We start from the raw sequence: 14,600 nt of genomic DNA, 5'->3' as shown, positions 1-14,600 counted from the left end.
TACACCCCGACGCCGGCTTACGACAGATTGTACGGCGTGTTGGCCTCGGTGATGTTAAAATCAGTTTGATACAGTGGTGTCCGAAAACGAACACAAAAAAGCCGCCGGTACATCTATCGGCGGCTTTTTTTTAAGTTGCTTGTCTATACAAGACAGGCAGATTCTGAGTGTTTGTGAAGTGCTGGACTCAGTTGCTCGGCTTTGTCGGGTATGCGAGGCGCAAAATAGCGTTCATCACAGGTCGAACATATCGCAAGGGGAATATTGCGAATGGTGACGGTGTGTTTCCCCTTGCCATACATGCGGTCGATTTTGTGGATGTGCGCGTTTTCGCGCCCGCAAATGTCGCAGTGCATAAAATGTATTTCTCCTTCGATTGTAAGAATTTAACAGCTATTGCGCTAACACGTTGTAAGACGTTTTACATTGCCGCAAGTTCCGTGTCATTAAGAGATTCTTGCAACTGGTGTCGCGCGCGATGAAGCCAGGTTTTCAGGGTGCCCATCGGCACGCCGAGTTCTCTGGCAATTTCTGCATAAGATCGATCCTGTACATAGCGCAATCGCACGGCATGGCGATATCGCTGCGGCAGTTCTTCTATGCTCTCTTCGAGCATCTCGCGGCATTCTTTTCGAGACAATGCATCGTCGGGACGCTCTGTATTGGCCGGCTCCCATGTATCTCGATAACCGAGTTGTGGATCTTCAATGGTTTGTTGCCACGATCGACGGGCTTGTTTGGATCGCATGTGCGTGGTACACACATTCAGGGCAATTTGCATCAGCCAGGTTGAAAACGCAGCCTCCCCGCGGAACCCGGACAAACCGCGATAGGCGCGCAAGAAAGTCACTTGCATCAAATCTTCAGCATCGTGTCGATTTCTGGTTCGTCCAATTAGTGTGGCGAGAATTCGGGCGTGATGGCGTTTGTAAAGGCTGTTGAAAGCCCCGGCATCGCCATTTAATGTGCGGCGCACCAGATCCCGCTCTTCTGCGTACTGCATGGTTAATCCTCTGGTGAATGGTTATCAATTTCTCTGCGGAATGGTCGTTTATTCGTCAATATCGTCAGGCGTTGCGGTGATTTCCCACTCGGTAGGCTCCGCAAGCGAGACTTGAAAAATGTCGCGCAACCCCGTCAGGGCATAAGAACCCGTGATGAGGATAACGACAATCAGAAAGCAGAATCCGATGTTTTTCAGATTTTGCAATTCCTCTTTTCTGCGGAATACATCCTTCCATGTTTGCATCTAATTTCTCCACAAGTTTATGATTCCATTTGCAGTTATCGGAAATTTGTCCTAAATTATGCGGAACACCGCATGTACTTGTCGGTGTGATCTGGGGTCCTCACGTCGTCCCGCCAAAGACTCGCGTGAGGGCCTTTCTATTTGTACTGACATCATATCAGATCTCCTTTCTCTGGTGAAGGGGGAGAAATGGTGAGCCAGATATTTGTTTACCAATCGTTTGTCAAATAATCATAGTACCTCCTGTGAAAAAAAGGGCCACCGCGTCTCGTTTTGCGCTGTGGCCATTAAAAAAGCCATCCGGGAGGATGGCAGTGTCTTTGTGATGCATTCAACAAGCCATATGGTCCTCCCCAGGCGCAATAAGAGCGCGTGCAATTCAAATTGCGAGCTATCCTGGATAGGACTGTTAAAGGCAACAATGGCGAGATTGAACACGAAAATCTCTTGTGTAAAGGTGTTACCGGGATGTCGTTCCAGGAGACTCAGCCCTGTGGTGCGGGTTTACGGATATACACGATGGATTCCCTGATTGAGGTTGGTGAATTGCAACAATACTGTTCAGCTTTGAAAAGATAGTTAGAGAACTCCGATACGTCAAGGAAGAAATCGGAATTTTTTACAAATTTCATCTTCACTGTTACATACCTTTGGATGCACTTTGGAACGAAAAGTAAGAAAATAGTTACCCAATGTCACATAAATAGACAGTGCAGGTTGTGAATGGGTTTCAGAAATTTTATTTTTTTTGGAGATGGCGCAGGCCTCAAGAGACATCTGGGCCTATGCGAATGGCGTGTGTTTTTATCAGGCAAATTACGGGATCGCCGATTTTTAAAGCCAATTCCTCTATCGCTTCGGACGTGACTTCGGCGGCGAGGCGTTTGCCTACATTGATGTACACGAGGCGTCGCCCATGCGTTTCAACGATGTCGAGAATCCTTCCAGAGAGGGCGTTGCGAATGCTTAAACCCGCAGGTCGTTGTTGGCACAAAATGATGTCGTTTGCCCGGATGCCTATAAAGATATGTGTGCCCGGTCTGCGGTCACAGGGGGGGATATGGAGGATTTGGTTGTTGTATTGCACGCGATTGGATGCGATGACTTCAACGGGCAGGGCATTTTCAAAACCATGCGCTTCGAGCAGGGGCAGAATTTTGGGCTGGTGAGCGATAGAAAAGAAGTCTCCATGCGCGAGTACTTGTCCGCGATTGAGCACAATGACCTGTCCGGTGAGTTGCAGAATTTCACCAATTGCGTGGCTGACGTAGAGCATGGGGATGCCCAAATCCGTGCGAATGTGGCGCAGATAGGGCATGATGCGGTTTTTGAGCTCTTGATCGAGCGCGGTCAGAGGTTCATCCATGATGAGCAGTCTGGGAGAGGTCAGGATGGCTCGCCCCAGAGCGACGCGCTGACGTTCACCGCCAGAGAGGAGATCTGGGAGGCGGTCGAGCAGGGGGTTTAGTTCGAGCAGGTCGATAATGGTGTCGGGATGAAATTTGCGTTCTGATGGCGCGAGAAATTGATATCCGTACAGGAGATTTTGGCGCACAGTCAGGTGTGGAAAGAGCAAATCGTCTTGAAATACGTGGCCTATACGTCGCTTTTCCGGTGGCAGGTCAATGCCTTTTTTAGCGTGAAATAAAATGGTGTCATCAATGCTGATTTGACCGCTATCTGGTCGCATCAGGCCGCTTATGAGATTCAAGAGGGTGGTTTTGCCAGATCCCGAAGGTCCAAATACCGCGGTGACGGGATAGGCACACGTCACATTGATTTCGAGGGTAAATTCGGCGAGTTGCCTGTGTACACAAAGGGTGAGCATGATGTTTTAATTTTTCATTTTGCGGGCGATAGTCTCACTGGCGATGAGTGCGCCCAGGGATAGGATGATGGAGAGTAAGACGAGGCGTGCGGCAGCGGCTTCGCCATCGGGCTGGTTGATGTACGTGAAAATGGCGAGTGGGAGTGTGCGGGTTTCGCCGGCAATATTGGAAACAAAGGTGATGGTGGCGCCAAATTCGCCAAGGCTGCGGGCAAATGTGAGGAGGGAGCCAACGAGTACGCCCGGGGTGGCCAGGCGCAGCGTTATGGAGAAAAAGGCGCGGAGCGGATTGGCTCCCAGGGTGCGAGCAGCGCGCTCAAGGCGGGGGTCAACACTTTCGATGGCGAGGCGAACAGCTCTTAACATGAGTGGAAAACCCACTACAGCAGCGGCTAATACAGCACCTCGCCAGGTAAATGCGATTTGCAATCCAAACCAGTCGCTCAAAATTTGACCCAGAAAACCTCTGCGTCCCAACAGGAGAAGGAGCAGATACCCGACAACGACAGGCGGCAATACAAGGGGCAGGTGACACAGACCGTCGAGGATGAGCTTGCCCCGAAAGTTTTTGCGTGCCAGCACCCATCCCAACAATACGGCAAAGGGCAGGCTTATAACCACGCAGAGCAGGCCTACTTTAAGCGATAGTATGAGGACGGTATATTCTTCGGGGGTCGGAAATATCACGATGCAGTAGGTTTAATGCGAATGGCGAGGGGTGTTGTCGCGCACATTCTGGTATTTGACGGCCAGTTCCATACACGCGCCATCGGCGAGTTGTCCCACATTTTGGCGATAGATTTCCTGCCAGGGTGTCTGGTGAACCAGATCGGGTTGTTTCCAGTCCTTTTTGCGTTGGGCGAGTTCTCGGTCGCTGACGAGGACATTAGCCGTGCAGGTGTTGAGGTCAATGCGCACGCGGTCACCCGTCTTGAGAAAGGCAAGGCCACCGCCCACTGTGGCTTCGGGCGAGGCGTTGAGTATGGACGGGCTGGCAGAAGTGCCGCTTTGACGTCCATCGCCGATGCAGGGCAGTTCGGAAATGCCCGTCTGCACGAGGCGGTCGGGTGGGAGCATGTTGACGACTTCGGCCGAGCCGGGATAGCCCACGGGTCCGCAATAGCGCACGAAGAGCATGGAATTTCCGTCGATGGGCAAATCGGGATCGTTGATGCGGTGGTGATAATCTTCGGGACCATCGAAGACCACAGCTGTGCCTTCCCAGGCGTTTTCATCGCCTGCGCGCTGGAGATATTTTTTGCGAAAGTCGTCGCCAATTACGGAGGTTTTGAGCAAGCCCGCTTCAAAGAGGTTGCCGCTGAGTACAATGAATCCGGCGTTTTCTTTCAAGGGTTGGTCATAGGGCTTGATGACGCGCTCGTCTTCAATGGCGATGTCTTTGAGATTTTCGCCTATGGTTTTGCCGGTGACGGTCTGGCAGTGGGTGTGGAGTTTGCCGGCTTTGACGAGTTCGGCCATGACGGCGGGCACGCCACCAGCGCGGTAAAAGGCTTCGCCGAGGTATTCGCCTGCGGGCTGGCAGTTGACGAGGAGGGGAATGTGGTGACCATGGGTTTGCCAGTCTTTTGCTGGCAGTTCCAGTCCGATGTGTCGCGCTATGGCGGTGATGTGAACCGGCGCGTTGGTTGAACCGCCGAGCGCAGAGTTGACGACAATGGCGTTTTGGAAGGCCTCTGGTGTGAGGACCTTGTCGGGGATGAGATCTTCTTTGACCATATCGACGATGCGCAGGCCAGTGCGATAGGCCATTTGCTTGCGGGCGCGATAGGGTGCGGGGATGGCCGCACATCCGGTAAGCGATAGTCCAAGTGCTTCGGCCAATGCGTTCATGGATAAGGCGGTTCCCATTGTGTTGCAATGGCCCACACTGGGCGAGGATGATGTGACGATATCCATGAATCCGTCGTAGTCGATTTCACCAGCTGCGTAGCGTTCGCGGGCTTCCCAGACAACCGTGCCCGATCCGGCCAGACGACCGCGCCAGTGCCCATCGAGCATGGGACCACCAGACAGGACGATGGAGGGGAGGTTCATGGTGCAGGCGGCCATGATGCAGGCGGGTGTCGTTTTGTCGCATCCTGTGGTGAGGACGACGCCGTCAATGGGATAGCCGTGCAGGATTTCGACCAGTCCGAGGTACGCGAGGTTGCGGTCGAGGGCAGCCGTGGGCCTTTTGCCCTGTTCTGCAATGGGGTGTACGGGAAATTCAAAGGGTATGCCGCCGTTGTCGCGGATACCGGCTTTGACGCGATCGACCAATTCGACGTGAATGCGGTTGCAGGGGGTGAGGTCGCCGCCCGTTTGCGCAATGCCGATAACGGGTTTGCCCGATTGGAGTTCTTCACGCGTCCAGCCGTAGTTCATGTAGCGTTCGACATAGACGGCTGTCATGCCCATGTTGTGTGGGTTGTTAAACCACTCTTGACTTCGCAGTTGACCTTTGACTTCAGAATAATCCTTCTGCATCGATGCTCCTTTTGTTTTATTTATTTAATTTCAATTCATTCAGTATTCTGAAAAATACTTCAGTTTATCGACATAGGCAAGGAACAAAGCATTCTGTATCATGGGACCTCACTTTAAGGAACTTCATTGACGAGGGTGATTGAGACTATTATCTTTTTTGTAAAATCCAAGTTTTATGTTCATATCCAAAAGGAGTGAAGCATGCCGTTATCGGTGGATATTGAAGAGAAATTTGTCTTTGATTTAGATGGCTATATTGTCATTGAGAATGTGCTTTCAGAGGGGGAAGTGGATGAACTGAATGCGATTGCCGATGAGAAGATGAAACAGATCGATGGCAAATATCGCAGTGTGGGACGGCCCTCAACGTGGGGGATACCTTTTCAAAATTTGCTGGATCACCCGAAGATTATGCCTTATTTGCTGGCATTTTTGGGATCAAAGGTGCGGATTGATCACGATTACAGCATTTTTATGCAAAAAGGGGGGCAGCGAGGGCGATTGCACGGGGGCGATAATGGGCGCGAGGGCGATCATTGGTACAAATACCGCGATGGTGTTATTCGAACCGGGTTGACGGTGGTAACCTTTTTTACGACACCTGCACGCAAAGGCGATGGTGGGTTTTGTTGTATTCCCGGCACGCACAAGACCAATTTTTTGAATAGTATTCCACGGGATGTGCGGGAGTATGAACGGGTACCCCATTATGTGGTACAGCCCGAAGTGAACGCAGGGGATGCGTTGATTTTTACTGAGGCGGTGGTTCACGGAACGATGCCGTGGACAGCTGATCACGAGCGTCGCGCATTTTTGTATAAATACAGCCCCGGACATTCATCGTGGGCAAATACGTATTACAATGTCGATGATTATGAAAATTTGACGACACAACAGGTTCGCTTAATGGCTCCACCATCAATAGGTCAGCGGCCCGATACTGTGCAGTTGGAAGAAAGTGCGTAAATGCGGGGATGCGAAAGGGCCTGATTTCACGAATCGGGCTTGACATCCCAAACTATCTTTTGTTAATTAAAATGCATTGCAAAATTTCCTGTAAAATATCAAAAAAAGGTCGGTCGTTCTGTGCGGTATTATTGCGAAATTGGGCGATTAGCTCAGTTGGTTAGAGTGCCGGTTTCACATACCGGAGGTCACTGGTTCAAATCCAGTATCGCCCACCATTCCAAAACTTCTTGTCAACAGATCAAGAGGTTTAAATTGTAGTAAAAACGGCCATAGAAAGGTGCACCTGTTCAGGGTAGCACCTTTTCTTTTTTCTCGATCACAAGGAGACTCGCGCATGAGAGATAGTTTGGTTAATTTGCTGAAACTTCAAGAAATAGATAAAGAAATCAACGCGTTACACCAATCTCAAATCGATTACCCCAAAGAAATCAACAGTCTCAAAAGTGAACTGCAAGATGCACGCGATCAACTCGACGCCCAGCAACAGCGCAGTGAAGAACTCGAAAAAAATCGCCGGGCACTCGAAAGAGAACTCAGCGCAATTGAAGAAGATCTGAAAAAACATCAAGACCGTCTCTATGAAGTAAAGACCAACAAAGAATACGATGCCTTGCAACTCGAAATCGCAACTCTACACGATCGCAAGGACCAACACGAAACCGCCATTTTGGAAAGCATCGAAACAGTTGAAAAAATTGTGGAAAAACTCCGAGAAGATGAGAATTACTATCGGGAAATTGAAAAAGACCGGCAAGGGCGCATTGACGAATTGACAGTTAAACTCAATTCCGTAGAAAAAAATGTGCGTGACTGGGAAAAGAAGCGATCGGCCATTGAACCCGGTGTGGAACGCAGTCCTTTAAGCATGTACAATCGCATCCGCAGAGTTGTCAGAGGAGGTGTTGCCATTGTACCCGTTCGCAAAGGGGCCTGTGGTGGCTGTTATCGCCAATTATCCCCTCAACGTCTGGTGGAAGTCAGGCGTGCCGATAGCATTATGCGCTGCGAAAACTGTGGTCGCCTTCTGGTATGGAGTGATGAAGAGGCTGAAGTTTGACCGAATTGACCCTATTTATCGACGGGGCATCCAGGGGCAATCCCGGACCTGCTGGCATTGGCATTCGCATTGAAGCAGATGGAGATTGTATCGCGGAACACTGTGAATATATTGGCTGTGCAACCAATAATGTCGCAGAGTATCGCGCACTGATCAAGGGGCTCGAAATAGCCGCAGAGTTCAAAGCCAATCAGGTGATAATATTTTCCGACAGCGAACTCGTTGTTCGCCAGATGAATGGGACGTACAAAGTCAAAAGCGGGGGACTTTTGCCGCTTTATCAAACTGCCCAAACGCAGAGTAGAATTTTTGACGGTTTTCAGATCAAACATGTGCGCCGAGAGCAAAATAAAGAAGCCGACCGATTGGCAAATCAGGGCATTGCGGAAAAAATAAAAAAAGCGCGAATAGACGAATAGACGAATCCCACCCAACCACCCCAAATCACTACGAGCTTCGATTCGCTGATTCGCTGATTCGCTTTACAAGCGGGCCGGATGGTCGCGTCCCTTTTGGGATGAGGAAAGTCCGAGCTCCACAGGGCAAAATGCTGGGTAACACCCAGGCGGGGCGACCCGATGGAAAGTGCCACAGAGAACAGACCGCCAGCGGGCGCGATTTTTTGCGCTACGGGCAAGGGTGAAACGGTGGGGTAAGAGCCCACCGCGCGGCTCGGCGACGAGCGCGGCACGGTAAACCCCATTTGGAGCAAGGCCGAATAGGAGCAGAGAGATGGCCCGTCTCGCTATTATGCTCGGGTAGGCTGCAAGAGGCGTCGGGTAACTGGCGTCCCAGATAAATGACCATCCGTTTGGGAGACCAGACGACAGAACTCGGCTTACAGGCCCGCTTGTTCCAAAGCATGTGCTGAAGTGGTGTTATTCAGTAACGGCGGATTCCCACAAGGGGTCCGCCATTTGCTTAATGGAGAGATTGAATGTCCTTTTCAGAAAAATACAGCGATACGGTACAATGCAATAACAGTTTTGTATGTGTGGGGCTCGATCCCGATTCGGCAAAGCTGCCCGAACATCTCAAAGGGAAATCCAATCCCACCCTCGTTTTTCTAAAAGAAATTATAGCCGCCACACGGGATATTGCATGCGCCTATAAACCCAATTTTGCATTTTTTGGCGCTCAGGGCATAGCGGGCTGGGAGGCTCTTCAAGGCGTGATCCAGGCCGTTCCCAACGACATGCCAATTATACTCGATTTCAAAGCTGGCGACATTGGCAATACAGCAGAACACTATGCATACATGGCATATTGCCAACTCGGCGTTGATGCCGTGACTGTCAACCCTCTGATGGGAACAGATGCTATTGCCCCCTTTTTGGCTTATCAAAACGGCTGTGCTTTTCTTTTGTGCCTCACATCCAATCCCGGGTCGGCTGATATTTTGCGCCTCAACACAGACCAGGGCGTGCTGTATGAGGTGCTCGCACAACAAGCTGTGAAATGGTCGGAAATAGGACCCTGTGGTCTCGTTGTGGGTGCAACACATCCCAACGACTTAAAAACCATTCGCGCGATTGCCACTGACCTCCCCATCCTTTTGCCCGGTGTCGGGACGCAAGGCGGTCAGGCTAATGCAATTGTCCAAAATGGTCTGAACAGAAAAGGCAGCGGTATTCTCGTCAATTCGTCGCGCAGCATCCTCTACGCTTCCAGTGGTATCGATTTTGCAGACGCCGCTCGGCAATCTGCGGAAGATCTGCGTCAGGTGCTCAATAGCGCGAGGGGCGATAAAAGGTGATTATTCAACTCGAAGATATCTGGAAATCCTTCGGCGCGCACGATGTGCTCACTGGTATTCATTGGCAAATTGATCCAGGGGACCGCATCGGGCTTGTCGGGCCCAATGGGTGCGGTAAGACCACGTTGCTTCGGCTCATAACCGAAGAAAGCCTGCCCGACCGCGGGCAAATTCACAGACAGCGCGGTCTCAATATTGGATTTCTGACACAGGAAACCACATTTGCCCCAGAATGCACAGTTATGGATGCGGCACTCGATGCTTTTGCCGATATTCTGGCTCTGCAACATCGCCTCCATGACCTGGAAAAAATTATGGCTAAAGGTGAAAATTCCGATGCTGTGCTCAATGATTATGGGCATCTCCGCGACCAGTATGAGCACATGGGAGGGTATGCGACAGAAGCCAGTGCCAAAGCCATTCTATTTGGTCTTGGTTTTTGCGAAATCGACCTGAAATTGCCAACGCGAGTGCTCAGTGGCGGGCAGAAAAATCGCCTGGCCTTTGCTCAATTGCTCGCAAGAGAACCCGATCTGTTGCTTCTGGACGAACCCACTAACCACCTCGACCTACAAGCTATAGAATGGCTCGAGTACTTTCTTTCGGATTATGCCAAAGCTTTTGTCATAATTTCTCACGACAGAACTTTTCTCGAGCGCACTGTGACCAAAATTGTAGATCTGGAACGCGGTGTGGTCGAACAGTATTCGGGAACCTATTCCTTCTATATTGAGGAAAAAGAACAACGCCGGGCGCAGCAGCAAAAAGCCTATCGAGCGCAGCGAGCGCATATCGAGCGAACCGAAGAGTATATCCGCCGAAATATCGCCGGACAAAAGACCAAACAGGCACAGAGCCGACGCCGAGCACTCGAAAAACTCGACCGCGTAGAACGCGTTGTGGAACAACGCGATATTGTGCTCAGATTTAACACCACCACACGGGGGGGAGATCGCGTCTTACAGGTTGAGAATCTCACCAAAGGATATCCTAACTGCCCTCTATTTTTCGATCTCAATCTCACGTTGTGGCGGGGCGAGCGTCTTGGCATTATAGGTCCCAATGGTTCGGGCAAATCCGTACTTTTGAAAATTTTTATGGAACAACTCGCACCGGACGCGGGGCGCGTTATTCCGGGCAAAGGCCTCGAGATTGGATATTACGCGCAAACCCGTCAGGACCTGAATCCCAATTTGAGCGTTCTCGAAGAGATATGGTCACTGACGCCCAATGTTCCAGAAGTTGAGATTAGAAATTTTCTGGGTGCGTTTCTCTTTTCGGGAGACGATGTGGAGCGCGAGACGGGTTCGCTCAGTGGGGGAGAACAAAGTCGCGTTGCCCTGGCCAAGCTCATGCGCGCACCCCTCAATCTGCTGGTGCTCGACGAACCCACCAACCATCTGGATATGGCCTCCTGCCATGTGCTCGAAAACGCGCTTGATGCTTTTTCAGGAACGGTGATCGCGGTTTCACACGACAGGTATTTTCTCAACCGTCTGGTCAATCGCCTGATTGTGCTTGGCGAAGGAAAGTGGCAACTGGTAGATGGCAATTACGATGCTTATCAGCGCCAGATGCAGGGTGTAGAAATACCGACCGTACAGACTGCGTCCAAAACGCAAACCGACTATGAAAATCGCAAGCGCGCAATGCGGCAGCAGCAAAGACGGGAACGCCGCTTAGCGGAAATCGAAGAAGCGATTGCAATACTCGAGGACCAGACCGATCAGATAGCTGCAGAAATGGCGCGGGAAGACCTCGCCACCGACTGGCATCGTCTGAAGGAACTGGCGCGAGAAAAGGAAGAGATCCAAAAGGAAATGGAGCGCTTATTTGAGGAATGGGAAGTTTTGGAAAGAAAAAAATGAGAGGTGTGCGGTAAAACAAAAAACTCGGCCTTTAATGTGACGCCGAGTTTTTTGTTTTATTATTAAGCCAATGCGCGTTCGTGCTACAGATCCTCGCGTTTTGCAAACATCGCCATCAATTCGGCCTGTGCGGCGATTTCGCTATCCACTGAGGCTTCGCCAATTCCTTTGCACACATTGCGGCGTTTTTGTCCTACTTCGACTTTTAGCTGGAGTTGATCTCCGGGCACAACTTGCCTTCGGAAACGCGCCTTGTCAATGCCCATAAACAATGGGATCAAATCGCTCTCCTGTCCATCACTCATCAATATTGCAGCGGCCTGAGCCAGTGCTTCGATAATGAGCACGCCCGGCATCACTGGGTTGCCGGGAAAATGCCCCTGGAAAAACGGCTCATTAGCCGACACATTTTTGTACGCGACCAGCCGCTCGCCGGGGACCAACTCGGTTACGCGATCTATTAGGAGAAAAGGATAACGATGCGGAAGAATTTTTTCAATATCTCTAATGTCCAGAGTCACGACATCCTCCAATGTTCACATTAAAAAGTCTCCGATCACCCCGCGGGGTAAATCAGAGACTTTCAAGAAAAAATAACGTATATAGATGATCTACTATGGTCCCTCGGTTTTTGCCCTGGCCTCGAGATCTTTGGCCAGTGCTTCGAGGACCTTGTCGGTCAAATCGTGTGCCTCTTTCGCATAGGCCAGTGCAGTCGAATTGAGCACAAAATCAAAATCTTCGTCTTCTGCCACTTGTTTAATAACTGCATTCACCGTTTGAATAATGGGTTCGGATAATTCCGCGGTTTTGCGCGCGAGACGGCCTTGCGGAGAGGTAGCGTCTTGCACAAACCGCTGTAGTTCCTGCTGTTTTTTCAAAATGGCCTGCTGCTCTTCTTGTTTGCGTTTGTCACTCAAAAGCAGAGATTGGCGTTCATAGGTATCCTGCATTTTGGCCAGATCGTTTTGCATGGTGCTGATCTCGCGCTGGAGTTCTTCTTCGTAACGGTTAAATTCCCTTAGAGCATCTTGATAGGGCTTGTATTGATCCAAAATTTTCTGCGAATCAATATACCCCAGCTTTAGCTCCGCGCCGGCAGTACTGGCTATTCCAGTTAGTGCCAGAGATAGCGCGACATAAAGTAGGCGACAGCGTGTCATCAAAAATTCCCTCCGTGAATAGTGCTTTTGGCCCTCCCTCGCCATCCATGGGTACAGGAGGAGTCTGACCGCTAATAAAATTGCGGGCCGAATTGGAAATGCGTCATCATCTGTACGGACTGACCATCGACACGCCGACGGTCAAATCCCCATGCAAAATCAAATCCCATAATACCCACCACAGGTGCTACAATCCGAATGCCAAAACCAGCCGACCGACGCATATCCGTCAGGCTGATCCGATCCAGATTTTCCCAGGCGTTGCCTGCATCGGCAAAAATGAGACCATAAAATTGATTGGGCACAATGGGAATGCTGATCTCTGCGTTAAACAACAACTGCGCGACACCCCCAATCGGCTCTCCCCCAATATTACGAGGACCGATTGAGCGGTCGGGATAACCGCGCAACATGGTGCCTTCAAAAATATCAACGCCGCCCGGCAGATACAATTCCTGGTACGGGACGCGTTCGGTGCCATAACTGGCGACAAAGCCCAATTGCGACCGCACATTTAAGGCCAACCGCCAGAATATGGGAAAGTAAAAACTAGTGACAATATCGTGCTTGTGAAAATCTCTATTACCGCCCAAAAATCCACCGGCGAGTGCTGGCGCATAAGAGATCACGCTGCCCGATGTGGGAAAGATCGGCAAATCGCGGCTGTCGCGGGTCAAGTTTGCACTGATGCTGCTGGTTATATTGTCTTGGTAAAAGGGATTGCTTACATCTGTGCTGTCGGAAAAATTGATAAAAGCAACCTTCTCGAGGCGATATCCTCCGGAAATGCGCGAGTAATCGGGCCAGCGCAGCCTGCGTCCGAGGCGAAATGCACCGCCTTCTGTGCGCTGATCAAAGTCAGCCACACCATAAGTTGACAGTCGTATGGTGCTTCGGAATAGCGACGCAGATATACTCGTGGGGGTATTTCGGAACCACGGTTCGGTAAACCCTATGCTAAAGGTTTCGCGGCGCGATCCAAACTCCCACTGGAAATCGAGTTGTTGTCCATTGCCTCTAAAATTGGGAATTTGCAATCCAATGGTGCCAATCAGCTTGTCGCGTTCGCTATATCCGGCCCCGATAGACGCCGTGCCCGTTGACTTTTCTTCTATGGTGAACTCGAGGTCGATCTCTGATGTTTCTTCTACGGCGATAGGCTCTGGCAAAACATTGGTAAAAAAGTTGAGTTGCATGACTTCGCGCACGCTGCGCTCCAAAAGCGCGCGGCTAAACGTATCGCCCGGGCGCACGCGCAACTCGCGTCGAATCACGCGATCTTTGGTTTTGGTATTGCCCGTAATCAAAATTTTGCGAATTGTCCACGGATCTTTTTCGACCACGTCAAAATGCACATTGACGACGTGACCTTCAATGGGTTTTTGTTGCGGGAAAATCTGCGCGCCTATATGCCCGATGTCCATATAGGCATTTTGCAACTGCTCTCGCGATTTTAAGACGCGCTCCTCGTTGTAAACCGCACTTGAATCGACCACAATAAAGTAAGAAAAACCCGCATCTGTGATTTTTTCATTGCCCGACCAACTCACTGCACCAAAGCGATAAAGTGGCCCTTCTTCGATGGTGATATCGAGATACATATTTTTTTTCACAGGGCCATAGGACAAACTATCGGATACTATTGCCGCTTCCCGATATCCGTTTTGCCGGTAAAAGGCCAAAACCAGTTCTCTATCGTCGGGATAGGTTTCCTCGCTGTATTTGCCTCCTCCAAACCACCAGCCGTCTTGTTTGGTTTCTTTCATCTGCTTGCGCAGTTGTTTTCCGGTCAGTGCCGTGTTGCCGTGAAAACGGATTTTTTTCAAATTGACTTTTTCGCCTTCGTGAATTTCAAAGGTCAGTGGCAATCGGCCATCTTCATCAACCGCCTCTTCTTGTACATCCACTGAGGCGAGCAAATAGCCTTTTTCCCGATAGAGCGCGACCAGTTTATTGACCGCTCTCTTTTTTTCTCGCGACTGTATCAACTGGCCTTTAGTCAATTCCAATTCGCGTTTTAGTGTCTTATCCTTTATTGCGCGATTGCCCTTAAAAACCACCTCTCCCAAACGCGGTACGGCTTTCAAATCAATAATAACGGCTACACCGCCTGGCACTCGATCTATAGAAATTTTGATGTCGGAAAACAGACCGCTTTTGTAGAGATTGCGAATTACACGCGCGGCTTCGCCTTCCGCCAGATTCTGCCCTTTGAATAAACCG

At 50.4% G+C, this 14,600-nt stretch carries 14 protein-coding genes, 1 tRNA gene and 1 other RNA gene; 7 read left to right on the top strand and 9 right to left on the bottom strand.

From position 1 onward, the window contains the following. Positions 1–143 precede the first annotated feature (143 nt). The 6 genes from F4Y39_00755 to F4Y39_00730 all read right to left on the bottom strand — a co-directional run bounded on the left by F4Y39_00755 (position 144) and on the right by F4Y39_00730 (position 5,564). Positions 144–356, bottom strand: coding sequence for a YgiT-type zinc finger protein (locus tag F4Y39_00755; GenBank protein MYC12232.1), 213 nt, complete (start codon positions 354–356; stop codon positions 144–146). Positions 357–421: 65 nt separating this feature from the next. After that, positions 422–1,003, bottom strand: coding sequence for an RNA polymerase sigma factor (locus F4Y39_00750; protein MYC12231.1), 582 nt, complete (start codon positions 1,001–1,003; stop codon positions 422–424). Between the two features lie 48 nt (positions 1,004–1,051). Continuing rightward, positions 1,052–1,249: a hypothetical protein gene (locus F4Y39_00745; GenBank protein MYC12230.1), complete on the bottom strand. Its 198-nt coding sequence runs from the start codon at positions 1,247–1,249 to the stop codon at positions 1,052–1,054. Between the two features lie 766 nt (positions 1,250–2,015). Next, a complete protein-coding gene (gene modC / locus F4Y39_00740; protein MYC12229.1) occupies positions 2,016–3,077 on the bottom strand; it encodes a molybdenum ABC transporter ATP-binding protein in 1,062 nt (353 codons plus the stop codon). Positions 3,078–3,083: 6 nt separating this feature from the next. Beyond that, positions 3,084–3,764 carry a molybdate ABC transporter permease subunit gene (gene modB, locus F4Y39_00735; GenBank protein ID MYC12228.1) on the bottom strand — a complete coding sequence of 227 codons (681 nt, stop codon included), beginning with the start codon at positions 3,762–3,764 and terminating at the stop codon, positions 3,084–3,086. Between the two features lie 12 nt (positions 3,765–3,776). Beyond that, entirely contained in the window at positions 3,777–5,564 is a 1,788-nt protein-coding gene (locus F4Y39_00730) for a dihydroxy-acid dehydratase family protein (GenBank protein ID MYC12227.1), read from the bottom strand. A gap of 213 nt (positions 5,565–5,777) precedes the next feature. Between F4Y39_00730 and F4Y39_00725 the strand changes: the two genes are divergently transcribed. The 7 genes from F4Y39_00725 to F4Y39_00695 all read left to right on the top strand — a co-directional run bounded on the left by F4Y39_00725 (position 5,778) and on the right by F4Y39_00695 (position 11,214). Continuing rightward, entirely contained in the window at positions 5,778–6,530 is a 753-nt protein-coding gene (locus F4Y39_00725) for a phytanoyl-CoA dioxygenase family protein (GenBank protein MYC12226.1), read from the top strand. Between the two features lie 141 nt (positions 6,531–6,671). Next, positions 6,672–6,748: transfer RNA gene (locus F4Y39_00720), tRNA-Val, on the top strand. 119 nt (positions 6,749–6,867) lie between these two features. Continuing rightward, positions 6,868–7,590, top strand: coding sequence for a hypothetical protein (locus tag F4Y39_00715; GenBank protein ID MYC12225.1), 723 nt, complete (start codon positions 6,868–6,870; stop codon positions 7,588–7,590). Next, positions 7,587–8,009, top strand: a complete 423-nt coding sequence (locus tag F4Y39_00710) for a ribonuclease HI family protein (GenBank protein ID MYC12224.1) — start codon at positions 7,587–7,589, stop codon at positions 8,007–8,009. Before F4Y39_00715 ends, F4Y39_00710 begins: the two co-directional genes overlap by 4 nt. Before the next feature lie 66 nt (positions 8,010–8,075). Further along, an RNA gene (gene rnpB / locus F4Y39_00705) (RNase P RNA component class A) lies at positions 8,076–8,447 on the top strand. Positions 8,448–8,527: 80 nt separating this feature from the next. Continuing rightward, positions 8,528–9,346 (top strand): orotidine-5'-phosphate decarboxylase, encoded by an 819-nt coding sequence (gene pyrF / locus F4Y39_00700; protein MYC12223.1) that lies wholly within the window; start codon positions 8,528–8,530, stop codon positions 9,344–9,346. Next, entirely contained in the window at positions 9,343–11,214 is a 1,872-nt protein-coding gene (locus tag F4Y39_00695) for an ABC-F family ATP-binding cassette domain-containing protein (GenBank protein MYC12222.1), read from the top strand. Before pyrF ends, F4Y39_00695 begins: the two co-directional genes overlap by 4 nt. 83 nt (positions 11,215–11,297) lie before the next feature. Here F4Y39_00695 and fabZ read toward each other — a convergent pair whose 3' ends face one another. From fabZ to bamA, 3 genes are all read right to left on the bottom strand, one after another. Then, positions 11,298–11,735 carry a 3-hydroxyacyl-ACP dehydratase FabZ gene (gene fabZ, locus F4Y39_00690; protein MYC12221.1) on the bottom strand — a complete coding sequence of 146 codons (438 nt, stop codon included), beginning with the start codon at positions 11,733–11,735 and terminating at the stop codon, positions 11,298–11,300. A 93-nt stretch (positions 11,736–11,828) separates the two neighbouring features. Beyond that, positions 11,829–12,422: an OmpH family outer membrane protein gene (locus tag F4Y39_00685; GenBank protein ID MYC12220.1), complete on the bottom strand. Its 594-nt coding sequence runs from the start codon at positions 12,420–12,422 to the stop codon at positions 11,829–11,831. Between the two features lie 26 nt (positions 12,423–12,448). Beyond that, positions 12,449–14,600: outer membrane protein assembly factor BamA (gene bamA / locus F4Y39_00680; GenBank protein ID MYC12219.1), on the bottom strand; the 2,152-nt coding region annotated here is incomplete at its 5' end.

The sequence above is a fragment of the Gemmatimonadota bacterium genome (assembly GCA_009838845.1).
GTDB lineage: Bacteria > Latescibacterota > UBA2968 > UBA2968 > UBA2968 > VXRD01.
Note: the sequence above shows the minus strand (reverse complement) of the source record. Positions and strands in the feature narration are given on the sequence as shown.